This is a genomic window from Chitinophaga sp. 01L420, from assembly GCF_056399985.1.
This window is the reverse complement of record NZ_JBFTSK010000007.1, coordinates 1-25617: the sequence shown is the minus strand read 5'-3', so window position 1 is coordinate 25617 and position 25617 is coordinate 1. Positions and strand designations below refer to the sequence as shown.

Annotated in this window: 18 protein-coding genes and 1 pseudogene; 12 read left to right on the top strand and 7 right to left on the bottom strand. The window is 42.0% G+C overall.

What is annotated here, in order from left to right; all coding sequences use genetic code 11:
* Positions 1–10 precede the first annotated feature (10 nt).
* The 5 genes from AC1DP6_RS09295 to AC1DP6_RS09275 all read right to left on the bottom strand — a co-directional run bounded on the left by AC1DP6_RS09295 (position 11) and on the right by AC1DP6_RS09275 (position 6849).
* On the bottom strand, positions 11–1324 hold the full coding sequence (locus tag AC1DP6_RS09295) for a radical SAM protein (RefSeq protein WP_477054575.1): 1314 nt from the start codon (positions 1322–1324) through the stop codon (positions 11–13).
* A gap of 95 nt (positions 1325–1419) precedes the next feature.
* Positions 1420–1626, bottom strand: a complete 207-nt coding sequence (locus AC1DP6_RS09290) for a hypothetical protein (RefSeq protein WP_441572914.1) — start codon at positions 1624–1626, stop codon at positions 1420–1422.
* Between the two features lie 149 nt (positions 1627–1775).
* A complete protein-coding gene (locus AC1DP6_RS09285) occupies positions 1776–1976 on the bottom strand; it encodes a hypothetical protein (protein ID WP_441572913.1) in 201 nt (66 codons plus the stop codon).
* A 128-nt stretch (positions 1977–2104) separates the two neighbouring features.
* Positions 2105–4504 carry an outer membrane beta-barrel protein gene (locus AC1DP6_RS09280; RefSeq protein ID WP_477054574.1) on the bottom strand — a complete coding sequence of 800 codons (2400 nt, stop codon included), beginning with the start codon at positions 4502–4504 and terminating at the stop codon, positions 2105–2107.
* Positions 4505–4653: 149 nt separating this feature from the next.
* Positions 4654–6849: a peptidase domain-containing ABC transporter gene (locus tag AC1DP6_RS09275; RefSeq protein ID WP_477054573.1), complete on the bottom strand. Its 2196-nt coding sequence runs from the start codon at positions 6847–6849 to the stop codon at positions 4654–4656.
* 270 nt (positions 6850–7119) lie between these two features.
* Here AC1DP6_RS09275 and AC1DP6_RS09270 point away from each other — a divergent pair, with 270 nt between their 5' ends.
* The 7 genes from AC1DP6_RS09270 to AC1DP6_RS09240 all read left to right on the top strand — a co-directional run bounded on the left by AC1DP6_RS09270 (position 7120) and on the right by AC1DP6_RS09240 (position 13989).
* Entirely contained in the window at positions 7120–8259 is a 1140-nt protein-coding gene (locus tag AC1DP6_RS09270) for a sensor histidine kinase (RefSeq protein WP_477054572.1), read from the top strand.
* A 6-nt stretch (positions 8260–8265) separates the two neighbouring features.
* Positions 8266–9000 carry a LytR/AlgR family response regulator transcription factor gene (locus AC1DP6_RS09265; RefSeq protein ID WP_477054571.1) on the top strand — a complete coding sequence of 245 codons (735 nt, stop codon included), beginning with the start codon at positions 8266–8268 and terminating at the stop codon, positions 8998–9000.
* A 141-nt stretch (positions 9001–9141) separates the two neighbouring features.
* On the top strand, positions 9142–9339 hold the full coding sequence (locus AC1DP6_RS09260; protein ID WP_441572908.1) for a hypothetical protein: 198 nt from the start codon (positions 9142–9144) through the stop codon (positions 9337–9339).
* Positions 9340–9354: 15 nt separating this feature from the next.
* Positions 9355–9714 (top strand): LytR/AlgR family response regulator transcription factor, encoded by a 360-nt coding sequence (locus tag AC1DP6_RS09255; protein WP_441572907.1) that lies wholly within the window; start codon positions 9355–9357, stop codon positions 9712–9714.
* Between the two features lie 149 nt (positions 9715–9863).
* Positions 9864–10055 (top strand): hypothetical protein, encoded by a 192-nt coding sequence (locus AC1DP6_RS09250; protein WP_441572906.1) that lies wholly within the window; start codon positions 9864–9866, stop codon positions 10053–10055.
* Positions 10056–10102: 47 nt separating this feature from the next.
* Positions 10103–13276: a lantibiotic dehydratase gene (locus AC1DP6_RS09245; protein WP_477054570.1), complete on the top strand. Its 3174-nt coding sequence runs from the start codon at positions 10103–10105 to the stop codon at positions 13274–13276.
* Positions 13273–13989 carry a hypothetical protein gene (locus AC1DP6_RS09240; protein WP_477054569.1) on the top strand — a complete coding sequence of 239 codons (717 nt, stop codon included), beginning with the start codon at positions 13273–13275 and terminating at the stop codon, positions 13987–13989. The genes AC1DP6_RS09245 and AC1DP6_RS09240 overlap by 4 nt, the downstream gene beginning before the upstream one ends.
* A 92-nt stretch (positions 13990–14081) precedes the next feature.
* On the opposite strand, the gene AC1DP6_RS09235 is transcribed toward AC1DP6_RS09240, so the two are convergent.
* Positions 14082–15371 (bottom strand): GH36-type glycosyl hydrolase domain-containing protein, encoded by a 1290-nt coding sequence (locus AC1DP6_RS09235; RefSeq protein ID WP_477054568.1) that lies wholly within the window; start codon positions 15369–15371, stop codon positions 14082–14084.
* 561 nt (positions 15372–15932) lie between these two features.
* On the opposite strand from AC1DP6_RS09235, the gene AC1DP6_RS09230 reads away from it, so the two are divergent.
* From AC1DP6_RS09230 to AC1DP6_RS09220, 3 genes are all read left to right on the top strand, one after another.
* The gene (locus AC1DP6_RS09230; protein ID WP_477054567.1) at positions 15933–18596 is read left to right on the top strand and encodes an ROK family protein; all 2664 of its coding nucleotides are present in this window, start codon (positions 15933–15935) and stop codon (positions 18594–18596) included.
* 46 nt (positions 18597–18642) lie between these two features.
* On the top strand, positions 18643–20019 hold the full coding sequence (locus tag AC1DP6_RS09225) for a sugar porter family MFS transporter (RefSeq protein ID WP_477054566.1): 1377 nt from the start codon (positions 18643–18645) through the stop codon (positions 20017–20019).
* Between the two features lie 115 nt (positions 20020–20134).
* Entirely contained in the window at positions 20135–23581 is a 3447-nt protein-coding gene (locus AC1DP6_RS09220) for a glycoside hydrolase family 38 C-terminal domain-containing protein (RefSeq protein ID WP_477054565.1), read from the top strand.
* Positions 23582–23597: 16 nt separating this feature from the next.
* Here AC1DP6_RS09220 and AC1DP6_RS09215 read toward each other — a convergent pair whose 3' ends face one another.
* Entirely contained in the window at positions 23598–24548 is a 951-nt protein-coding gene (locus tag AC1DP6_RS09215; protein ID WP_477054564.1) for an amidohydrolase family protein, read from the bottom strand.
* Positions 24549–24799: 251 nt separating this feature from the next.
* On the opposite strand from AC1DP6_RS09215, the gene AC1DP6_RS09210 reads away from it, so the two are divergent.
* Positions 24800–25198, top strand: coding sequence for a hypothetical protein (locus tag AC1DP6_RS09210; RefSeq protein WP_477054563.1), 399 nt, complete (start codon positions 24800–24802; stop codon positions 25196–25198).
* A 222-nt stretch (positions 25199–25420) separates the two neighbouring features.
* A pseudogene (locus AC1DP6_RS09205) lies at positions 25421–25617 on the top strand (hypothetical protein); the annotation flags it as partial.

Sequence of the window (25617 nt, the reverse complement as noted above, 5' to 3'; positions counted from 1 at the left end):
GGTTATGGTATTAAGCAATTTTTAATGCCTTTGAATTTAATGTCTCCAGGAATTTATTCAGTACCATCTCTTTCTTCAGATAATCCTTAAAATTATATACGCAATAATCTTCGCCCTTATTTTCCAATGCCACCTGAGAACATCCACCATTGCAGATAGGCATAATCGGGCAACTCAGGCAAGGCTTATTTTTAAACTTGATGTTCATGCGTTCCTCAAACTTCTCATTCCAGGTAATGCTTCCATCGTCATTCAGCAGGCCTTCCCTGGTTTCGCTGGAGAAATTACGGGCAGTACATTTATACACTTCTCCGTTATAATTAATGGTAGCATGATTTTTCTTATCTGCGTAACAGGAGTGCTTTACGTTATCAGGCGTTCCCCCATAAGCAGCATAAAATCCGGCACTGATAAAGTATTGTATCAGTTCAGTAACACGGTCGTTCAGGGTTTCATCCTCTACCTGCCATACCTTGTGAAGGGAAATAGAAATATTACGGCGGAATTCTCTTGGTACCTGTTGCAGATCGTCAGCAATGCTTTCGAGGTTATCCAGGGTATTTTTGGTATAGTTTATCCTTTGTGTTACATGGAAACCGGCAGTACACAAGGCGGCAACATTAGCTACTATTTCGTCATAGGAGCCTCTTTTGGCGTTAACAAAGCGTACTTTATTGTGCGTGTCACGGTTACCATCCAGCGTAATCTGGAAGTCAGTTATCTTGTACAACTTAAAACGCTCGATCATTGCAGGATTGATCAGAAATGCGTTGGTAGTGAACGATGTGCTGAATGCTACGCCGTATTCCTGGCATATTTTAGTGCCATAATCCAATATAGGATCTATCACTTTGTCGAAAAACAACAGCGGTTCTCCGCCAAACCAATCTATATGGAAAAACTTTAACCCGGGTTTATTCTGCAAAACTGATACTATATGCTTCCGGATATTATCCAGGGTAAACTCCGACATTTTGGAGTCCTTGATATGGGATTCATAACAATACCAGCACTTGAAATTACAGTTCATGGTAGGGTTAATCACAAGGTGATAGGTACTTTCGTTCCCATCTACGCGAGCGCTCCAGTCTTTTACTGCCTGTATTTCATCCAGTGTTTCCTCTACAATAAATCCTTTTGTTTGCAGTGCTTTATAAAACTGGGGATGATAATTCGCCAGTTCCTCTATATTGGATGACGTTTTGCCGGCCTCCATCAGCTCCTGCAACATAGGATCTACCAACAGGAAATTATTACTGCGGGAATTATACAGAACAACCTTGTCCTTGTATCCTACGGCATTATTAAAACGGCTTAATTTCATATATCATCTCTTATCGGTCCGGAAATATAGGATAGGGAGTTACCCCTATCCTATTGTGTTTTGATTTGAAATTTACCTGAAAAACTACAACCCGACTATTCAACGGTAGGAGTAGGATTGGTAGGTGCAGGTGCAGCAGTAGTAGTTTTACCACATTTGCTGATGTTGATACCACAAAGAACGTTTGTGTCATCAAGCGACTCAGTTTCAGCGCCATCAACTTCAGCGAAACCGCCTTCGATCTGGCCTAATTCGTTTTCTTGCAAAGGGGTTAAACCCAGGTCTTTTTTCTCTGTAGACATGTTAATTTGATTTTCAATTAAGGATTGTGCTTACTCTGATGAAGGGTTTTCAGCATCCCTCTCTTGCTATAACAATAGGTTTAATATATTGCATAAGGGAACCAGGGGTGAATGACGGTTCAGAGGGATGCTGAAAAAATAATGACTGATTACTCAGCAGGAGGAGTGGTAGGAGGAGGAGTGGCAGTAGTAGTTTTACCACATTTGCTGATATTGATACCACAAAGAACGTTTGTATCGTCCAGTGACTCAGTTTCAGCGCCATCAACTTCAGCGAAGCCGCCTTCAATTTGCCCTAATTCATTTTCTTTCAGAGGGGTTAAGCCCAGGTCTTTTTTTTCTGTAGACATGTTAATTTGATTTTCAATTAAGGTTTTAGTGCTTACTCTTACCAAGGGTTTTCAGCTTCCCCCTCTTGTTATAACAATGCTTTTATTAATACTTATTATCAAAGCTTCTTCAGGAGGTCATGGAGCATTTATTTATCTCCCAACCGCTTCTTTTCATCACTGTTGCTACGATCCATCTCCTTTACAGTAAATGCTTTCCCAAGCTTAAAGCTATATATCAGCTGAAGAGCGATGCTTTGTGTCTGATTTTTTTCCAGACCATTTTGAATGTAGTGTTGGTAGATCGTCTTTGTTCTGCTTCTTTCTGTGTTAAACACATCGTTCACATTGATTTTGGCTATGAGTTTATCTTTCATGAATGACTTCTGCAATCCAAGATCTATTCTGTAAAACCCATCTACTGATATATTACCCTGCATCATGCTTGAATAATACAATCCATTTACACTTAATCTCAGATCAGCCGGCAATGTTATATCCTGAGCAGTTTGTACAAATACTACCGGCTTATTATACTGGAAGTCCTGGAACCTCATCTTCTCCTGTTTAAACACAAAAGTGTTGTACATGCTCCACCATTTCGCTACCTCCAGTGGCGCATTCAATATAACAATGTAGTTATCCCGTATGTCCAGGTTTTCCGGCGCATAATATACTGACAGGGCATCTCCGGGACGTGTATGTAAAATATTGAAGATGACATCGTTGGCTCTCTGATAAATAAACGATACGGAATAATCTTCGTGATGGACATATGTCAACTGAAACGTACTGGCATATTGAGGCCTCAGATACGGATTCCCTTCCAGCGTAGTATAGTTATCCATATATATTACAAATGGATTCAGTTGTGTATAAGAAGGTCTGTCAATACCCCTTCTGAAAGAGAACTCAATACTATTCCCAGCTTTTGCATTCAGGGTTCTCTGCATAAACAGACTAGGAAACAATCCCAGGTAGCCTTTGCGGTTATCTCTGATAGTATCAGCTGTCAACAGATGTCCGTCTGTATTGGTATACTCCGCACGTAATCCCACTTTGACATCCGTTTTAAAAACCTTGCCTGTATAGTTTAAGAACCCCGCATAGATATCTTCTTTGTACCGGTATTGATAGCTTTGGGTGAGATCCTTTGTCCAGGCAGCATTTCTAAAGTTTTCGAATTGTACATCATTATCAATGGAAGCCTTTACTAACCTGCCTCCCAAGCTGATAGCGGCCGATTTTGATAATGGCTTTTCCAATTTCACATTGGCCGAATATACCTGAGAGTTAGCCGGTATCGTATTACGATATAAGGTATCTCCAAATTTTCCGTTTACTTCATCGTAATAATTGGAAGTTGCACTGTTCTTTTTGGTAGAAGTATTCCAGGTATAGTCTGTTGTAAAGGTCAGCGCCGTGCCCAGTGAGTCTAACTTTATACGATAATTATAGCCAAGATTGTTATATGATGCATCTTGATTCTGAGGGAATATACCATTCAATACAATGTCTTTGGCGCCAGTCCCCCCAAGGGTAGTAGTCGTTTGATAGGGCGACTTATCCTTCCAGGTGGAATTGGAATATTCAATTCCCATGTACTGGTTCTTATTAACATCGTAGATTCCACCCACTCTTAACCTGCGACCAGCATAAGTATCTTTTCTGAATGAACTTTCTTTATAATTAAATTCTCCCTTTTCATTTGTTCTGGTGGTCCAGTCACTTCCGTATCCGTTATCCCAGTTCATACTGTAGCTGCCGAACAGGGTCACCTTTTTCTGTTTATAGTTCAACAATGCACTTTCACTTGCTCCTGCATACCTTCCCTGCACATAGCTACTGCTGATGGAACCATTCAATCCGTCTTTTCGTTGCTTTTTGTACACGATATTAATGAGGCCTCCCGCCGATGCTGAATATTCCGCCGGTGGATTAGCAATTATTTCTATGGTGGCTATTTCTTCTGCCCTCAGCGTTGTAAGAAAATTAATCAACTCAGCACCGCCCATATTCAACATCCTTCCATTCAGCATCACCCTGGCATGTGTGATGCCGTTGATACTGATGTTGCCGTTTAGTACAGATACGCCTGGTGCCAGTTTAAATAACTCCAGTGAAGATTTACCTGCAGTCAGCGGATTATTCTGCACATTCAACACTACTCTGTCTACTTTGCGGGTAATTAAAGGAGGGTTACCTACTACTGTTACTTCTTTTAAGTTATCAGACTTGATATTAAGTGTGATACGACCCATGTCAGCATTTGTAAAAGAAGCAATGTTTACGCTGTACAAATCATAATTCAGTTGGAATACTTTCAACACATAAGCTTCACTTGCTTGTGCTTCCAGTTTAAATGCGCCTTTCTCATCAGAGGTAGTTTGCGCTACTGGTTTATTAGTATTTTGAGAAAGCAATACAACAGAGGCAAATTGTATCGGCGCATTGGTTTTATCTACAACCCAACCGGTGATGGCTGCATTTTGTGCATTGGCAGCAACCGCTGTGACAAGCGTTATAAGGATTGTAGTTAACCATTTCATAGTCCAGTGTGTTTTTATTTACAGTGAAACGAAGCGTCTATTTGTATGTCTCATTGCTTATTTCAAAGTTGTTATTTCTGCTTTTGTTTTCTGAAATTATTAGACCAAATCCTGAGGCGACACGATGAAATCAAAAATTCATCAACTTTTTAATTTCCCAACTCCAGTTGATTCTTAATTAACTCATAATAATGACCGCGCAGATTCACCAGATCATGATGTGATCCCTGCTCTATTATCTCTCCTTTATGCAATACAATGATGTTATCAGCATTCCTAACTGTACTTAGTCTATGCGCTACCACCACTACTGTCTTTCCTTTACAGAACTCATTCAACTGCTGGATAATCATTTTTTCATTATTGGCATCCAACGCGCTTGTAGCTTCATCCAGAAAAATATATTCAGGGTTCTTATATACTACTCTTGCGATGAGTATACGTTGTTTTTGCCCTCCACTGATCCCTTTACCTTCGGCACCTATCTTTGTATTAAGGCCCAGTGGCAGGTCGTTTACAAACTGCGTTAGGTTGGCAATTGCCAATGCATGTTCCAGTCGGGCTATATCAGGCTGTTCATCGCCCATAATAATATTGCCTGCAATCGTATCAGAAAAAATAAATCCTTCCTGCATTACAATCCCACACTGCCTGCGCCAGAATTTAGGACTGATGCCGCGGAAGTCAGTGTTACCACCTATTTGCATAGTCCCTTCTACCGGCGGATACATTTTTAATAACAACTTCAACAGGGTCGTTTTACCGCTGCCGCTGGCGCCTACAATGGCGGTAGTATGCCCTTCTTCTATGGTAAAGCTGATATCTTTCAATATGAGCTGATTGCCGGCGCCGGGATAGGCAAAAGACACTTCATGTAGTGCTATGCTCCTGGCAGATGGCAGGTGGTGTTGCTGGTGCATTTCAGGTACTTCTTCATCCTGCAGGGAATGGATCTGTCCCAAACGTTCCATGCTTATTTTGGCATCCTGTAACGTTTGTAAGAATCCTGCCATCTGCAGCACCGGTCCGTTCATCTGACCAACTATGAATTGCATCGCCATCATCTCACCTACGCTCACCCGCCCTTCCAGCACGGCTTTGGCAGCCAGGAAAACGATCAGAATATCTTTTGCCTGGTTAATAAACAAGGCGCCTAAAGACTGGTTCTGGTTAAGGGTGAGGCTCTTTATATTCTGGTTAAACAGTTTGGCTTGTAGCCTTTCCCATTCCCATATTTTTTGCGTGCCGTTATCGTTCAGATTTATTTCGTGTATACCGTTTATTATCTGCAGGGTTTTGCTGTGATTTTGTGCGCGGGCTTCAAAGCGTTTAAAGTCAAGCTTTTTACGCTTGCGTAAAAATATCAGGAGCCAACCTAAATAGAGCGCGCTACCAACAACAAACACCATGAAAATATCCAGGCTATAGTGCAGCATCAAACCACTGAATAATGCGAGCGTTATCAGGGAAAACAAGGTATTGATGGTATTACCAGTCAACAGGTTTTCGATGCGTTTATGATCTTCGATACGTTGCAGCAGGTCACCGGTTAGCTTGGTATCAAAAAAGGATAACGGCAACCGCATCAGCTTATGCAAAAAGTCGCTGAGTACCATAATGTTGATACGGCTGGTAATATGCAACAACACCCAACCCCGCAGCAAGTCAATAAAGAATTGGCCGGCACTCAGTAGTAGTTGTCCTATGAGCATGAGATAAATAAAGTGCACGCTCTTATTTTGTATGCCCACGTCAATAATGCCTTTCGTCAGAAAAGGAAATATTAACTGAATCACACTCGCAGCCACTAAGCCAATCCCTATCTGCAGCAGCAGTTTTTTATAATGCCAGACATGGTCCCATAAGTACTGCATCCCCATTCCCTTTACAGGAATATCATCTTCCTGCTGGTAAAAGGTAGGAGTAGGGTTCAGGTGGAGAATAACGCCCATGGCTTTACTGCCCTGCCAGGCGTAAGCCCAGTTTTCAATAAATTCTTCCTGAGAGTATTTTATCAGGCCACTGGCGGGATCAGACACATATACTTTGTTGCGGCTTACTTTATATACTACCACAAAATGGTTGCGGCGCCAATGCACAATGCAGGGGAGTACCGATTTACCGGCAATGCTTTCAAAGGCAATCTTCCCACCCTGAGCTCTTATACCCAATGCCTCTGCGGCTCTGGAAATGCCCAGCAGGGACACACCGGTTTTACCGATGTCACTTAGCTTACGAATACGTTCTATATTAAGTACCTTACCGTAATGCTTACTTATGATCTGCAAACAGGTGGGACCGCAGTCCATCATATCATGCTGCTTATAATGCGGGAAAATGGCCATCCTGGTAGTTATTTTTAGTTAAAATGGCGTAAACTCATCTTGTTTACGGGGTCTTCTCATTGGCCGGGAATTGGTCTTTATAGTCGTTAAAGTGCTATCTAATGCGACTTTTGCGGTAAAAAAGTATAAAAAACACCATGCGCCCGGTTCCTATAGAGAAAAAAAATTTGCCGATAATTTTTTTTCCCTATTTTAGCTGCTAAGCACGAAAAATTTAGGTAACAGTGAAACATTATTCGACCAATACCAACTTCTACGAGACGTAACGCAATGGAGARCACAATTGTACGAGGTAACCCGATATTGAACTGGATAATTTCAGGGGAGTTTGAAAAGTTCTATACCCAAAGAGTCAGGCTGGCAGCGCATGCAACTATGTGGCTGTTAATACTGATTTTACAGACTACGCTTGTTTACGTCAATTACAATGAATCTCTGGCCACCTGCCTGGCGTTTGGGGCAAGGAACATGCTGGGTATCATGTTCTTCTTCTACTTTATACTATATTTTGTAGTTCCATCCCTTATTTTAAAAGGCCGGCTTATACTGGGAGTGATATGTTTTACCATCCCCTTCTTCGTACATAGCCTGCTCAATTACCTCACCTGTCTGTTTATTCACAACAACCTGGTTGTCCATGACCCGGTAACCAAAGAAAGTGTTGAGACGATCGTAAACGAAGGAATATTCGGCGTATCCTTACTTCACCGTACACTCAAAGGAGCCTGGTTTTTCGCCTCTGCCGCCGCACCCAGCGCGGTCCTTAAACTGGTGCTGGACATTATCAGAGCTACTATCCGCAGACTAAACATGGAAAGAGATAAGGTAGACCTGGAGCTTGACTTTCTGAAAGCCCAGCTCAACCCGCATTTTCTGTTTAATACCCTGAATAATATTTATACCCTTTCCCTGAAAGGGGATGAGCAGGCATCCAACTTAATACTCCACCTTTCTTCCATGATGCGCTACACCCTCTACGAATCTGATACACCACAAGTGCTGTTACAGAATGAAGTAGATTTCATGAGGAACTATACAGAGCTGGAGCGTGTACGTTATGGTAAAAATGCCGATATCCGGTTTGAATGCAACGAACATGAAATAAGTGATCAACAGATTGGCCCCCTTTTAATGTTTCCATTTGTAGAAAATGCTTTTAAATACGGACAAAGTAATGCACTCGGGAAATGTGAGATACTGATAAGTATTCAGGCAAAAGGCCCGCAAATAAAAATAGAGATCGGCAATAGCAAAAATGAAGAAACGATGGTAAAAAGCGATGTAGGAGGGATAGGACAATCCAACTCCCGCAAGCGCCTGGAACTACTTTACCCTGGACGCCATACGCTCCATATCGAAGATACAACAGACTATTACAAAGTTATCCTCTCCTTAACACTTGCCAATTAAACCCAAATGGAACAGAAAATTAAATGTCTGGTTGTTGACGATGAGCCCATTGCCCGTGAATTAATGACCACCTATATCGCCAAAATACCCCAGCTGGAACTGGTACAAGCCTGCGAAAGTGCTTTTGAGGCATCCGATGTATTACAGCAACAACCTATCGATCTGCTGTTTTCCGATATCCAGATGCCCATTATTAATGGCGTGGAAATGATACGCTCCCTTCATTTTGCTCCCCTGGTCATATTTACTACGGCAAGTCCTAACTATGCACTAGAAAGCTTTGAGCTGGATGTGGTGGATTACCTGATGAAACCTTTTTCTTTTGACCGCTTTTTGAAAGCGCTCAATAAAGCGAAAATCCTGCTACAACAGAAAAAACAACTTCCTGTTAAAGAGACCATACCCAGTACCTATATGTTCATTAAAGATGGACAGAAGCTGTGCAAGCTGGTGTTTAATGATATCTACTATGTGGAAGGAATGAAAGACTATATAAAAATTGTGACCGCGCAAAAGACATATATCATCTACCAGCGCATGAAATATATGGAGAGCGTGCTTCCTACCAGCCTGTTTACACGAGCGCACAAATCCTATATTGTACAATTAAATGCGATTAAAAACATAATGGGTAACACGGCCGAATTATTGAATAATCACTCTATCATTATCTCCAAACAATACAAACAGGAGCTGAATAAGCGGCTGGGAATAGCCCAGGATAGCGCGGATGAGGAGTAATAAACTACCGGCAATTACTAAAAGTGACCTATTAATTTGAATTGGTCGTGTCAGTTCCCCCTTTTATCTAAAAAAAACGCGTGTCTGTTTCTACTATTGCATTTTTGTATGGTAAACTAAAACCCATTAATCCATACAAATATGAAACATCCAGCATCTCCCCTGCACCACGTGAAACTCAGCCTCGATAAAGAAATCGTGGCAAAAACAGACATGAGCACTGTTAATAACCTGAGCATTACCAAAATGATGAACTCAGGAAGCGATACCACCAATACCCATGATACCATCTTCACTACCATAAACGGTCTTACACTATCCCTTTCCGTTGCTCACTAAACCAGGTTTATTGATATGTCTTACAGATGCGCCATAGTAGACGATGAACCCCTGGCTGTGGAGTTGCTCAGTAACTATCTGGGCAGCATAGATAGGGTAGAGCTGATCATGTCTACAGATAAACTGCAAGGCGTAGAGCAACTAATCTTGGAGAATAAGATTGATTTAATCCTACTGGATGTGAATATAAAGGGGGTTAAGAGAGACAGTATTAACCTGCTGCTTAGAACAAAAAATTGCCATTTTATTATTGTTACGGCCTACCCCTTATCACATATCAAAGATATAGCAATAGGCCCGAACCATGGATACCTGATCAAGCCCGTAAGCTTCACCAGATTCCAACAGGAAGTGCAAAAAATATTGGGGCTATAGGTGTAAATATTAACCAAAATGTGCTTTTTGTCGTGTTAAGAACAATACTTATCGAAAAAAAACACGTAAACGTACAATAGTAAGCACTTTGCACATAGCTCAAAGTTCATGGCAAATAATATAACCATTAACATTAAAAAATGAATAGTATGCTGAAGCAACTTTTTAGCCATCCCGAAAGGATACCCCACATGACAGACATTCCGGCCACAGGAGGATTCATTCCTTTCAGCGAAGCTGAAATGGCCGCTGTATTGGGAGGTGGCGAAGAAACAAGGCCATATATTACTATGCAATTGGGTCTGGAAGACAACAGTACCCAAAAGCCCGGCGAGCAGTAATAAGCTGTCGGGGCTGATGGAAGGGTAGATTGATAAAAGCTAAAGATATGTACGACAACAAACCTCATAACCAGTTGAAAGCATTTGATTTTTATCTATTAAGAGTGCCGTTGTTGCCATATAGTACGCTGTTATCATTACATACCAATTACAGGAACGATACAAACGAGTTAACTGCAGCCATAAAAAAACGCTTTGCAGATCCTTTGTTGCAGGAGGCCATTTATCTGGCCAGTCCCGACTTGTATACAACACTACAGCAATGGCTGCTTGGCACGATTCCCCTTCGTCCTCAAAAGGAGCATAAGTTAGCACTCACCCTCTATAAATATCTTGTAAGAATGTGCACCCGTTGCACACCTTATGGCTTATTTGCGGGATGTACACCTGGTACTATCAGCCAGGAGTCCACCCATATTGCACTGGCAACTGATCCTCATCACAAAGTAACCCGTCTGGATATGCATTATTTGTCGGCATTGGCAGATGAGCTACTACAAGACGAAACCATCAGCACACAATTGCAATATCAATCCAACACCAGCTTATATCTTGCAGGAGCTACCTACCGGTACTACGAATACAAGTTACAAGATAAGAAGAGGCATTATTTTCTCAGCACCTTTTCCCATACGCCTTACCTGGAACAAATTATTGCTACCGCCAGCAAAGGAGCCAGTTTGCATCAGCTGATACAAGTGCTGACCAATATGTCAATACCCGCAGCAGATGCGGCTGATTTTATAACAGCACTCATTCAAAATCAGATACTGGTATCCCTGTGGCAGCCTACCATTACAGGCCCTGATTATTTCAGGACATTATCTTCCCAACTGGAAGCAGGTAGTGGGGAAACGGGACTTACACTACTACTTAAACAAATACAATATTTACTGGACCAGCCAGGTATTGGTACCCGGCATTATGCCGGCATCCGTGATATCCTGCAAAAGCAATTTCCTGTCATAACCGGCAAGGATGCGGTACAGGTAGATCTTTTCTATAAAACCACGGCCAATAACATTTCAGCCAAAACAATTGCAACCATTACCGGTCATCTGCAACAACTAACGGTATTAAACCAGGCTGCCATCCCCCCTGATTTACAAAACTTCTGCAAAAAATTCTATCAGCGCTACGAAGAAAGAGAAATGCCGCTTATGACGGTATTAGACAGTGAAAGTGGTATAGGCTATGGCATGATTGCAGGCGATAAAACCTGCTATACCCCTTTGGTAGACGACCTGGTGGTACCTGGCGATACGCCGCCGGCACAAATAGTATGGAATGTTTATAATAAACTGGTGCTTGAAAAGTTTACACTTGCCCAGAAAGAAAACGCTTACACCATTGAAATAACAGATGCAGATCTCCAAAAAATAACCCCTACAGGTCATACCAGCAATGTGCCCGCAACCGCCTGCTTAATGGGTACGCTCCTGGCAACAGACAATGAACAACTGGACGAAGGCAATTTTCAGTTTATCATGAAGTCATGCGGTGGCCCCGGCGCATTAGCCTTAATGGGCCGCTTTGCAGCCGGAAACAGTGAATTGGCCCAACAGATGAAAGCATGCGTAGACTATGAACAAAGCTTATCTCCCGATAAAATCATTGCAGAAGTAATACACCTGCCTGAAGGCCGTACCGGTAACGTATTACTAAGACCACAACTGTATGACTACGAAATTCCTTTCCTCGGAACCGCCAGTGTGGATGAAAAATACCAGCTATCGGTAAGTGATTTGTATGTGACGGTGAAAAATAATACGGTCATACTGCGTTCCAAAAGCCTCAACAAGGAAATTATACCACGGCTTACCAGTGCGCATAATTATACGCAAAGCCTGTCTATCTATAAGTTCTTATGTGATCTGCAAAATCAATATGCTCCATTCAATATAACGTGGGACTGGAACATATTTTTGAATACCCCTTTTCTTCCACGTATCAGCTACAAACAGCTGATTTTAAAACGGGCACGCTGGCTGTTGTTCTCAAATGAATTTAATGATCTGCTGGCCACGGCGCCGGCTGCGGACTGTTTGAAGCAACTGCTGGCAAAATATAATCTGCCGGAAAAGGTAGTAATGGCAGAAGGCGACAATGAATTATTCCTGGATCTTTCCTGCGAATATGCACAGGAACTGCTAACAGATAAGCTGCATAAAGACAATGTAGTTTTGTATGAATCGCTGGTGAATGAAAACAATAACCTGGTAGCGGGTTCAGAGGGCAGCCACTGTAATGAAATGGTGATCCCGTTCTATTATACCAGCCATGAAATCCCCTTAACGGCATATAAAACACATCAGCCCCTCACTGCATCCAGATCTTTTGCGGCAGGCAGCGAATGGCTGTATGCTAAAATATATTGCGGTGCAAAGTGGATGGATAAGTTATTAACAAAAGAGTTGCTACCACTGTTGACGGAGTTAAAACAGGAAAAAATCATTACGCAGTGGTTTTATATCCGATACCAGGATCCGGACAGTCACCTGCGGATACGCTTTAGAAACACCATAGATCCTGCATTCAGTCAACAGGTAATCAGCAGACTGCATCAAATTTTTGAAGACTATATAGCAAATGATATTGTACATAAGATACAGTTCGATACCTATGTACGGGAAATAGAACGATATGGGAAAGTGAATATTGAACTGAGTGAGCAATTCTTTTTTCACGACAGCGAAGCCGTTATACAATTGCTGCCAATCATACAATCAAGTGGAAATGAACAGCATCGCTGGCTGTTTGCGTTGAAAGGAGTGGACTGCCTGCTAAATGATTTTGGCTATACAACAGCACAAAAATTACACTTATTACAACAGCTTCAACAAAATTTCTTCAGGGAATTTAATGGTGATGGATCACTCCTGTACCAGTTGAATAATAAATACCGGGACAACAGCAAAGCGATTGACAAACTGCTGGCCGAATCATTGCTGATACCTGCAACGGTGATTGATATATTCCATGCAAGATCCATTGCCACTAATGCTATCCGCCAGCATAACGATCCGTCGAATGAACAGCAAAAGGCTGCCACAGAAGCTTTAAGACATTTAGTACCAGATTATATACATCTGTTCCTGAACAGGCTATTCGTAGCTAACCAGCGGCTACACGAGCTCGTGATATATCATTACCTGATGAAACATTATACTTCTGTATTGGCAAGAAACAAAACAAAAACAACAAATAACCTGCTATCATGATAGACAATCATACTTATCAGCATTCTTTCGAAGTACAGGAAATAATAGGGAAAGCTCCTGCGTGGATGGTGCGTTGGGGAATTCTTGCTTTTGCTATTACAATGTGTTTATTGCTGATATTAAGTATGTTCATCGTTTATCCGGTTACAGCCCAATACCCGGTACATATTTCATTGGATACCCCACCACAGTACATCATACAATCCGGAAATGAAAGGATTTCATTTCAGCAATCTACCGGACCTATAACAGGAAATGGAACTATTGCTGTTGCATCGGCAGACAGTGGCCAGTCGCGTATCATTACGGCTGCCTACACCGGCACTATTGTGCCCATTAAATCAGTAAAACGTGAAGGGGCTGCAACTCCTGATACCCTGGCGATTCTTATTCCTCAGCAAGCCAGCTATACATTCAATGGCAACCTACCTGCTAGGTTGATAAGCTCAGGTAAACAACCTATAAAAGTAAAACTACTGGTGCAGGAGAACAATCTTACCAGCAATATCCTTACCCTGCAAGGCGATCTTACAGAAATAGCGGCTATTGCAATAAATGGCAGTTGTGCTTTTAGTGGTATACTATCTCCTTCGTCCAACCGGCAGCTGGCGAACGATACTACGTTTACTCCTGCTTGTAAAGGCATGCTGGAAATAACGTTATCCGAAAAAAGTGTTTTCACCACATTTGTAGAAAAGACCTTCCGGTTATAATGGTGAATTTCCCCCGGATAACATCATACATAAGCCCTCCTGCAAGAGTAGACCTATGTATGATGCTATTAATATTTTCCGAATCGTGGTATTTATTTTTTTAAATTCTCCAACATCACAATGGCAGTATATAAAACACCGGCTTCTCCTCTGAAAGTTCCCGAACCTCTGGGTTTATTATCCACTGAATACCATTCGTAAAAGCCATTGTTGTCTTTTACACGTTTTACCATAGGCTGTATCTGTTCATATGCCGCTGCTGTAAATCCGTATTTAATCAATTGTTGTATCATCCTGGCTCCAAACCATGTCCAGTCGCCACCATTCTGGTAACTGTAAACCGGGTTCATAATTTTATTCTTAAAATAACCGTCCGGATAGGGTGGATAAAGGGTGAGACCTATAGAAGGGGCACCAGCCTGTTTCACTCTACTCACCATTTCATCCAGGGATGCTTTGATCTCTGCCTTGTTTAACAATCCGGCTTCGATGGCAACGGCAGTTCCTCCGAAATAATAGATATTACGTTCATCAAAATCAGCAGGAAAAGGAGAGCCTTTCAAGTAAATATGAGGAATGAATTTCTGTTGCTGGCTATCCCATAAATATTTTTTGCAGTTCGCTGCAACCTTGTTCTTGATAACATTCCACTGTTGTTTTGAGGAAGGCATTATTTCCATCAGGTTATTCAGTGCGATGACAAACATGGCATTATCATAGATATCGATCGCAGGATGTGTATTGGCATCCAGATCAACTCCCCAGCCGGCTTCTGGTTGCACATCTCCCCAATCGGCCGTGGTAGCCCCTAYAATTAATCCATATTGCTTGTTAAACCGGTGTTTCATCAGAAAATCCATTGCCCACTCCAGTCTTTTGCCAACAGTTTTATCGCCAATCTTTTCATCCAGGATAGTTTTATCTCCTGTAAGCTGAATGTATTTATAGACTGCCTGCACCAGGGAGGTTTCCTGGTCGGTTTCTACCGTGTTTTTATGCCCGGCATAACGGGGCTCCAGTTTTGAGTAGGAAAAATCGGTTTCGCCTTTACCGATTTTTTCTGCCGGAGTAAAGCCATCGATAATATTCCCATCATCTCCCTGCATTCTAAAGAAAACAAGCAGGTTTTCTTTCAGCACTTCTTTTGGATACACTTGTGCTGCCAGTTCAATAAATGTGTTGTAATCACGTATCCACACTTCGCGGTAGCCATCACCGGCATTGAACCCTGTTTTCATTACTTCCAGTGCCTTGTTTTTTGTAAAGGCGAAGTATTGATTGCTCTTTATTTCTTCCGTAAGTATGTTGCTGTTTGTTTCTTTTACCTGTGCGGTGGCAAGAAAACCAGGAAACAGCAACATCAGTGAATAGTACTTTCTCATCTATATGTCTATTAGTTTAATTAACAGATATCAATAAGGGTTAGCATACCCATCGAAACAATATAACTAACCTAAACAATTTCTCAAATGTATATACATATATACATAATGACAAAATTTATTCGCATCTAGAGGAAATAGCTACATTTCCATCAAAACCATCTGAAAAAAGTAACCTGGTAGCCTTATTCCATCTATGTGACCATTAGAGCAGGCCATAGGGAGGCAATTTTAAGCATATTCGGACAGCAAATCTTCCCGTAAAGATATCAAGTAGCCACAGTAGCGGAAATACAAAGAATTTTCGGATAAAATTGAAACATGCAGGACATCATTATTTTTCATATAGTTAAATAACAATTTTGAGGAAGTATTTTGGAAATTATTAATTTAGCAATATGTTTGTACATATGGACATATTCCTATCACTGAATACCCATTGCTCCGTTCTGCCTTACTTACAGGCAAAACGAACCAAATGAGAGAAGGTGAGCTGTTCCCCGAAGGAACAGGATTCCCGGATTTGTTACCTATTGTATAGCATTAAACCTTCAGAAACAGATGAAAAGGAGGAATAGAAAAATAGGAATGGATGTGGGTGGCAGTCATATATCGGCAACCCTTATCAGTGAAATAGACGGAGAACCTGCTCTTAAAACCAGGATAGCGCTTAATTCTCACGACAGCGCCTATAATATTATTGTTGCCCTGGGAAATTGTATTAAAGAACTTCTTACTGGAAAAAATGACATGGAAGCAGTGGGTATCGCTTTCCCGGGCCCTTTCGATTATGAGAAAGGCATTTGCGCTGTTATGAATGTAGGAGGGAAGTTTGAGAAAACATTTGGCCTGCATATGGAACAGGCGTTAAAAGACTTTACCGGTCTTCACAATACACGCTTCAAATTTTCAAATGACGCACATTGTTTTGCAGCCGGCGCTTACCAACTACACCAGCTTAAAAGCAAACGAACGATTTTCATTACACTGGGCACAGGATTTGGCTCCGCTTTCATGCTGGATGGCGTATTGTTACACAACCATCCTGACATCCCCTCCTYGGGCGGCTTTTATGACCAGGATTTTTCAGATGCCAAAGCCGATGATTATTTTTCTACCAGGTGGATACTAAATACCTATGCGGAAATCAATGGAACAACTATTTCGGCTGTAAAGGATTTAGTGGAAAGCGATCCAGACATTGCCCATACTATATTAAGCCAGTATGGCGAAAATATCGGACGTTTTTTGTTGCCCTGGTTACAAAAATTTCAATGTGATGAACTGGTCATTGGCGGGAATATTGCCAAAGCCTTTCCATTGTTCGGACCTTCCATAAAAAGAGAAATAGGATCTCTCGCAGAGAGCATACATATTGAATTGTGTGAAGACACAGAGAACTGTATTATTACCGGTGCAGCTATTCTAGCTGACAACGATCAACTTTCAAATAGTAACAAGATAATGAGAAAAACTTCGCAGGAACTACTACCATCAAGTGCATCATCAACAGATACGGGCATCTACGATATATATCCTTCCTTTTCTTCAGGCGAAAAAGTTTATAAAGGATTTGCTTCGCTTGCAGCAGATGTACGTAACGAAAAGGTAATAGTTATTGATGGTTATGGCGGTGTATTGTGGGAAGAATTCAGGGAGCAGTTGCATGCGGCACTGAAGGCCGAAAACAAAAATATATTCTGGTATGATATCAATACCTGTCTGAAACCGGCCAGTGAAATAGATATCATGATAGCAGCCAGCCTGAATGGAGATGATCCGGTTTTTGGGAAAAGATACACTGGTGACCTGTCGGATTTCTTTGATGAAAAGAAATTAAAACTGATCAGTCCTGACCCGGCTGCAGACATTTCGATTGTTTACGGAACAGGGGCCGCATTAGCCGGTGTCAAAGGAAAACTGCTTTATGCAGATGTACCCAAGAATGAAATCCAGTATCGTATGCGGGCGGGCAGCATTACCAATCTTGGCGCCAATAATACAGCAGAGCATTCGCAGATGTATAAAAGGTTTTATTTTGTTGACTGGCCCGTGCTGAGCCACCATAAAGCCAAACTACTCCCTCATATAAACACTATTATTGACGAACAACGTATACAGGAGATTACCTGGATGAGCGGAGATGCATTCAGAAGCACGCTGAATCAAATGCTGGAACAGCCTTTCCGGGCAAGACCCTGGTTTGAAGCGGGCATCTGGGGAGGTGACTGGATGAAAAAACATATTCCCCAATTGAATCAGGACGAGATTAACTATGCATGGTCTTTTGAACTGATTACACCTGAAAATGGCATTGTAATAGAAGGTGAAAATAATTTACTGGAAGTATCTTTTGATTACCTCCTTTATGCAGATAATCAAAAATTACTAGGCAAGGCTGCTGAAAGATTTGGAACCGAGTTTCCCATCCGTTTTGACTTCCTGGATACCTTTGATGGCGGTAATCTCTCTATTCAGTGCCATCCCAGACCCGCATATGCAAAAGAACATTTCGGAGAGAATTTTACACAGGACGAAACCTATTATATCCTCGATTGTGAACAGGATGCTGCTGTTTACCTGGGTTTTCAGGATCAGATCGATCCGGAAGAATTTAAAACGGCATTGGTAGATGCACAGGAAAACGGTATCGAGATGGAAGTGGAGAAGTATGTACAAAAGTTTTCTGCACATAAACATGATTTGTTCCTCATTCCCAGTGGCACCATACACGCCTCCGGAAAAAACAACATGGTGCTTGAGATCAGCAGTACCCCGTATATTTTTACCTTCAAACAATACGATTGGCTGCGGGTAGGGCTCAATGGCCAACCCCGCCCGATTAACATCGAACATGGCATGAATAACCTTTGCTTCGACAGGAAAGGTGATTATGTAGCCAATAAATTAATATCTCATCCGGTAGTGGAAGAAGAATGGGAGGGTGGCAGAAAAATACAACTCCCTACGCATGAGGAGCATTTTTACAGCGTTTACCGGTATGAATTTACAGGCAGCATTCGTATCAATACCAATAACCAATGTCATATTTGTATGTTGGTGGAAGGAGAAAAAATATCGGTTGGCAGCGATGGAAAATTTGCTGACTTTCACTATGCCGAAACGTTTGTAGTACCCGCTGCTACTGGAAATTATGAAATAACCAATAAGGGTAATGGCAGTGCATTTGTAGTAGTGGCACATGTAAAAGATGAATATTGCTGAACTGGTTTCTAAAAAAATATAATTCATCATCCGACAACCAAAATATATGACGCAGGTAAAAACAAGCCGGTTTATTGCATTCATCACGCTTATTGCAGCGCTGGGAGGATTTCTTTTTGGCTTTGATATGGCCGTGGTGAGTGGCATTATTGAACCTGTTAAATTACAGTATGGATTATCCTCATCGCAGGAAGGCCTGTTTGTTTCCTGTGCACTATTGGGCTGTATTGCCGGGGTGGCATTCTCCGGCTATCTCAGTGATAAGATAGGAAGGAGAAAGGTGTTGTTTATTGCCGCTTTTCTTTTTCTCATCAGTGCAGTCGGTTTTGCGTTTTCAAAAGAATATGCTGTATTAATCTTCTATCGCATCCTGGCAGGGATGGCAGTAGGCGTAGCTTCCAACGTGTCGCCACTATACATTTCAGAGATAGCTCCCGGACATAAACGCGGGGCCCTGGTCACCTTTTACCAGCTGGCCATCACCATTGGCGTGCTATGTGCCTATTTGAGCAATCTCTTTATACAAAGGAATGCGGCTGCCTACGTAGGTGCTGGCGAAAGCCTGTTACACTGGCTGTTTATAAAAGAGGTGTGGCGTGGCATGTTCCTGGTGGCGGTGATCCCCGCAATGATATTTGCACTATTACTGTTGATAGTACCGGAAAGTCCCCGGTGGTTGGTGCAGTATGGACAAACAGAAAAGGCGATGGCGGTGTTAATAAAAACCTGCGGTGAACAGGAGGCCGTGTCCGAGCTAAAAGCCATCCAGGAAGCGGCATCCAGGCAAAAAGGTGGCTTTGCCGAGCTAATGCGTTTGCCCTTAAGAAAATTGCTGGCACTGGCCATGATACTCACAGCCTTGTCACAGCTCAGCGGCATCAATGGTATTATCTTTTATGGCCCCACTATCATGAAATCGGCCGGTATCGTTACCAGTGATGCACTGTTTTACCAGGTAATACTGGGGCTGGCGAACACCCTTTTTACCATTATTGCCATTGTGAAAGTAGATAGCTGGGGGCGCCGTCCATTATACCTGTATGGCTCCTTGTTTGCTGCACTGGCATTGCTATTGACCGGTTGTTGCTTTTTAATGGGCATAACAGGGTGGTTAATGCTCGGGGCTATTATTCTCTTTCTGCTCTTTTTTGCGCTCTCACTGGGCCCTTTAAAATTTGTTATCTCTACAGAAATATTTCCAACACATATACGTGGTACGGCGGTATCGGTTTGCATTATGACTATGTGGATATCGGATTGGTTCGTCAACCTGCTGTTCCCTGTCATGAGAGACGGCCTGGGTATAGCGGTAACCTTTTTCATTTTCGCCTTTTTCTGTTTACTGTCCTTTTTCTATGCTAAAAGTAAACTGATGGAAACGAAAGGAAAAAGTCTGGAGGAGATTGAAAAAATGCTCGCCTAGCATAAGCCGGAGCAGCAATATTTCAGCATAATAACTCAATAAATAGACGGTAATGAAACTATTCAAGCCCTGCATATCATTCAGTTTATTACTTACCCTTATTTGCCTTAACACTTTGGCGCAGCAAGCTGCATTCAGGATAGTTAAAAATATCAGGGCCAGTGAAATCAGCTTATCTGCATCCGGCAGCTTTGGTCCGGATCAAAGTGTTAACCATTTAACAGATGGTTCAGGTATTCATGATAACCTGCATGATAATGATGGCAGCGCACGTACCATGTGGCATACTCATTTGAATCCTGCTCCAAGTGTACCGGCTAAAGGACTACCGGCATTTCCGGCCTGGGTGAGGTTTGATTTTTCAACGTCAACATCTGTCAACACTATATTAATCTGGAACCACAATCAACATAACCTGTCCAACCGTGGCTTCCGGTCAACAAAAATATATGGAACAACTGATGGGATCAATTGGTTTATGTTGAAACAACTTGAATTGCCAGATGCCAGGAAGCTGAATGGTCAGGCAACTGAAATTGCCATTGATGAAAAAAAACCGTTGACAGCCGTCATTATCGCAGCCCAATCTAACTGGGGAGGCGATGTATATGGATTAAGTGAAGTGGAATTTAGCTCTAAACTTGAATTAAAAGATGCCCAACTTCCACATCCCCTCGATATAACCTGTGCCTCTACAAGTGTGTACCGGCATTGCAAAGATGGCAAACCAGGAAGAGAAATAATACTCACATTTCAGGGAAACAATTTATATCAATCTTCAGAAATCGAAGTAACTGTTGATGGCCGTACAGAAACTACCTTACTTCCATTCAACAAATATGGCTATGAAACAGCAAAAGTGCTACTCCCTTCTGAAGTGGGTGTAGAGAAGGAGATACAGGCGTTCATAAAACTAAAATCAGGTAGCAGGGTCATAAGAAAATCATTTATGCTACCTAAACAAAGACAATGGACTGTTTATATTTATCCTCACTCCCATGTGGATATAGGATATACAAACACACAGGCCAATGTAGAGATCATTCATAAACGGAATCTTGTTAACGGAATGAGGCTGGCAAAAGAAACGTCCAACTATCCGGAAGGAGCAAGGTATGTTTGGAACCCGGAAGTTATCTGGCCGGTGGAACGTTATTTAAAAGATGCAACGCCAACCGAAAAAAGTGAATTATTGGAGGCTATCCGGAAAGGTTATATACATCTGGATGCCGGATATATAAATGATAATACCAGTGTTACGGCGGACGAAGAATTTCCGAGGTATTTTGGAGATGCAAAGAGCCTGGAAAAATTAACAGGCATACCAGTAAAAACAATTGTTCAAACGGATGTTCCCGGCATGACATGGGGGATTGTACCAATGGCGGCGCAATTTGGGATAAAGTATGTCTTTGCAGATTTCAACGGATCCGACCGCATTGGGTTAGCTGACAAACTTAATTTCAAACCATTTTGGTGGATTGGACAGGATGGCACTTCAAAAGTATTGTTCCTGCAACCGGGTGATTACACTCCCGGAGCAAGAGCAAAAGGATATAAATACTGGCCTTTAATGGCGGGTCAAAAAGATCCCGGTAAACTATTGCAAATTGTTAAAACGGATCATCCCCGTGAAAATTTTATTGATGATTATTTGTGGTCAAAACTCAAAGAATTGGAAGGGGATGGAGATTATCCCTATGATTTATTTCCAATGACATGGGCGATGGCAGATAATACCCCTATAGATGCCGATCTTCCTGACGCCGTTAAAAGCTGGAATGAAGAATACGCTTTTCCCCATTTGATCATTTCAGGTTCAACAGATATTATGTCTGCATTTGAAAAAAAATATGGCGCTATCATTCCTTCCTATAGAGGCGATTTCACTGAATATTGGACAGATGGTCTGGGTTCAGCAGCAAAAGAAACAGCCATGAACCGTAAATCCAAAGAGCGGTTAATTCAAGCCGATATGCTTTGGTCTATGCTTCATCGTGGTGAAAAAGCACCTCGCACAGCACTGAATGAAGCATGGCGGAATGTGTTGATGGGCTCAGAACATACCTGGTGTTATATGAACCCCAACCAGGCCGATATGCAGAATGAAATATGGAAAGTAAAGCAAAACTTCTTCAAGAGCGCCGAAGATAGCAGCATCCGCCTGCTTTCCCACGCACTAAAGCCGCTATCAACTGAAACATCAAATACTGTTGCGGTATTTAATACCCTCGGCTGGCAGCGAAGCGGGTTAATTACACTTTCAGCAGAACAAAGCAAAGGCATCTCCTCAGTGATGGATGAAAATAATAAAATAGTTCTCTCCCAACGATTAAGCACGGGTGAATTAGTGTTTATGGCTAATGACATACCTGCACTGGGAGCAAAAAACTATACATTAAGTACAAAAACCGTGGCGGGTTCCAAAGCCAAAATGGCCAATGGAAATACCCTGGAAAATGGTTTGTTTAAAGTTTTGATAGATCCCGTAACCGGAGATATAACTAGTATAAAAGATAAAACAGGTAACGATTTTGTCAGCAGGAATGATGCAAGCAAAGTAAACAGCTTCCGATATCTGCCTGGAAGCGGGAAACCAGCAGCCAGCGGACCACAGTATGCTGCATCAAACGATGCATCCGCTAATAGTTTGTCTAAGGATACTGTTAAAGCCTCGGGGCCAACAATGGTAAAAACAGTCATTAAAGAAAACGGGCCGCTTGTAGCATCCATACTGATAACATCAAAAGCAGAGGGTTGCAATGCATTAACACGGGAAGTTCGCGTTATTGCAGATGAACCTGAAATTGAAATAAATAACCTGGTAGATAAAATAGCAACTACTCAAAAAGAAGGCATTCATTTTGGTTTTGCCTTTGATATCCCTGACGGACGTACGAAAATGGATATTCCCTGGGGCGTAGTAGAAATGGAAGCGGACCAACTCCCCGCTGCAAACCGTAATTGGATGGCTTTTCAACGTTGGCTTGATATATCAAATGAAGATAAGGGAGTAACCTGGTGCTCACTGGATGCCCCTATCTTTGAAAGTGGTAATATGACCGCCAATATTATCGGAGGCGCTTTTCATTCCCCCCAATGGATTCAGCATCTGCCTTTAAGTTCCACGATATATTCGTGGGCCCTTAATAATCATTGGCATACAAACTTCCCCCTTTTTCAGGAAGGAAAACTGAATTTCCGTTACCGGATTTTACCACATCAACATGCCTATGATGCTGTTAAAGCTAATCGTTTTGGACTCGAACAATCACAACCACTAATAGCTACCCCAGTTAGAGAAAAGGTAGATATCAAGCCCCTGGTTAAAATAAATAATGATAAGATTTTCATATCGATTGTTAAAACATCCGCAGATGGTAATGCTATGATTATCCGGCTTCGATCCTTATCTGAAAAACCTGAAAACGTAACGCTGACCTTCCCTTCATTCATGCCAACATCGATACGAACCTGCATTGCAGACGAAGTACCTGGCGAAAAAGTGGGCGATTCAATTAATATGTTGCCATATGGAATAACAACATTAATAATAGAATAATAGAACCCAAACTGATCTAAATTTTCAATAACGCCTCCGCATTCTGGTAGGCGATCATTTGCCGCTCGCTATCATTGACTGGAAGCGCTTTCAGAAAATCCTTTGCATTGGCCATAGTAGCCCAGGGATAGTCGGCGGAAAACAGGATACGTTCCGCACCGACCTCGATAAATAAATTCCGGAAAGGCGCTTCATAATTAAAGCCGCCGATAGTGTAATGGATATTCTCTTTTAAATAGGCACTTATGGAGCGTTCCAGTCCCGTTCTTTCTGTTGTAAACAGCCTGTTCATCCGCTGCTGCATAAAAGGTAATGACTCACCCAGGTGCCCTATGATTATTTGCAGATCAGGGAAACGGTCAAACACGCCACCCAGGATTAACCTCATTACATGTATTCCTGTTTCAATATGCCAGCCATAACCGGCACTTGCAAAAAATTCATCAATGACAGGTGAAAAACCGCTGTAATAGATATCGCTGATGGCTTTAGGCGGTTTGGTAGGATGCAGGTAAATTGGTACGCCCAATGACTGCACACGTTCGAATATCGGCCAAAAATATTTGTCATCCAGGTAACGTCCGTTCACATGGCCGTTAATCATAACCCCTTTAAATCCCAGTGATCCAACTGCCCGTTCTAATTCTGCAACTGCCGCTTGGGGATCGGAAGTTGGTATAGCAGCGAACCCGGAAAAACGATCAGGATGGGCAGCCATGGCCAGGGCCAGCTTGTCATTGATTTCTTTGGCTAAGGAGATGGCTTCCGTGCCTGAACTTTGCTCTACCCCCGGCGGAGTAATCGACAACACCTGCATATCAATGCCGGCACTATCCATTTCAGCGATCCTTTTTTCGCCCAGATCGAGCAATTTTTCAGCAATTTCGGGATATTGGGTGATACTGTTACCTGGCCCTGCAAGAAAAAGAGGGGTGGCAAAATGTTCTTCTATTGTGATAGTACGCATTTTATACAATCTATTACGACAAAAATCCAAATTGAAACGACCATTCGACGCAAATTGGGTTTACAGAGATGAAAGTACATCTTTTGACGAAGGATTAAAACATTTCAAATTAGCTCTTGCCTCATCACAAAAAGTTTACTGGCAGGTTTACCCGAATGGCAACTTGAGCCCACCTACTTAAAAAAAAGTAAATAGTATCTTGCTGCTATTGTAGGTGATAATCGATCATCCGCAAAGTCAACTCTCATTCAATGGAACAGAAAGAAGTAGACCAATATTGGGAAGTTTTCAGGACTAAAGTTCAGCCTCTTGCCGAAAGGAAGCAGCGGATAATTGCTTATAAGTTTTGTTTATTAATGGAGAAGGACTTGGATGACCTTGGTAAAAATGCGCTTAAAGTTATAGAACAACTTACATCAGATCATGTTTCATTACAAAAGTGTAAATCTTACCAGGAGGAACTACAAAATAGACTCCCGAACGAGAAGGTAAGTCCGTACAGTGCTTTGATCTGGGCTTTAACACCCCATACAAATTCTTATCCCGCCTGGTATTCGGCTGCCATTGCGGGATTAAACATAGTTGATCTTAAGGTTGCCACTTTCCCGGAATTGACAAATCTAGCAACGGAAATTTTGAACACTTTTTAACTGCAATACCACTAAGCGGATCAGGTTAAAAATCTGGGGAATATCCTTTTTTCAATATTCTCTAAATGCCCATACACTCGCGTTTGTCATTCTCAAATCCCCACTGCACTAGCTTTGAATATTATACAATACGCAATACACTGGCTTTAGATAATCTTCAATCTGTCCCCCAAACAGGTTCGCCGGATTATGTTATATTTATAGTAATCAAAATTATCTCTCATGGCAAAACAAATGTCTATCATTCCCTTTACGGGAAAACTCGGCCCTCTCATTGGGTATAAGCGCAATGGCAACTACTTCCTGCGCTCCATGCCGCAAAGCGTGCAGCAAACGGCTGCTACCCGCCGCGCATCCCGGCGCTTTGGCATCGCCAGCAGGAAAGGCGCTTTTATCCGGCATGCTTTCTACCCCCACCT

Coding starts and splice junctions, on each gene's coding strand:
- AC1DP6_RS09295 (WP_477054575.1), bottom strand. CDS start 1,324: ATGAAATTAAGCCGTTTTAATAATGCCGTAGGATACAAGGACAAGGTT.
- AC1DP6_RS09290 (WP_441572914.1), bottom strand. CDS start 1,626: ATGTCTACAGAGAAAAAAGACCTGGGTTTAACCCCTTTGCAAGAAAAC.
- AC1DP6_RS09285 (WP_441572913.1), bottom strand. CDS start 1,976: ATGTCTACAGAAAAAAAAGACCTGGGCTTAACCCCTCTGAAAGAAAAT.
- AC1DP6_RS09280 (WP_477054574.1), bottom strand. CDS start 4,504: ATGAAATGGTTAACTACAATCCTTATAACGCTTGTCACAGCGGTTGCT.
- AC1DP6_RS09275 (WP_477054573.1), bottom strand. CDS start 6,849: ATGGCCATTTTCCCGCATTATAAGCAGCATGATATGATGGACTGCGGT.
- AC1DP6_RS09265 (WP_477054571.1), top strand. CDS start 8,266: ATGGAACAGAAAATTAAATGTCTGGTTGTTGACGATGAGCCCATTGCC.
- AC1DP6_RS09260 (WP_441572908.1), top strand. CDS start 9,142: ATGAAACATCCAGCATCTCCCCTGCACCACGTGAAACTCAGCCTCGAT.
- AC1DP6_RS09255 (WP_441572907.1), top strand. CDS start 9,355: ATGTCTTACAGATGCGCCATAGTAGACGATGAACCCCTGGCTGTGGAG.
- AC1DP6_RS09250 (WP_441572906.1), top strand. CDS start 9,864: ATGCTGAAGCAACTTTTTAGCCATCCCGAAAGGATACCCCACATGACA.
- AC1DP6_RS09245 (WP_477054570.1), top strand. CDS start 10,103: ATGTACGACAACAAACCTCATAACCAGTTGAAAGCATTTGATTTTTAT.
- AC1DP6_RS09240 (WP_477054569.1), top strand. CDS start 13,273: ATGATAGACAATCATACTTATCAGCATTCTTTCGAAGTACAGGAAATA.
- AC1DP6_RS09225 (WP_477054566.1), top strand. CDS start 18,643: ATGACGCAGGTAAAAACAAGCCGGTTTATTGCATTCATCACGCTTATT.
- AC1DP6_RS09215 (WP_477054564.1), bottom strand. CDS start 24,548: ATGCGTACTATCACAATAGAAGAACATTTTGCCACCCCTCTTTTTCTT.
- AC1DP6_RS09210 (WP_477054563.1), top strand. CDS start 24,800: ATGGAACAGAAAGAAGTAGACCAATATTGGGAAGTTTTCAGGACTAAA.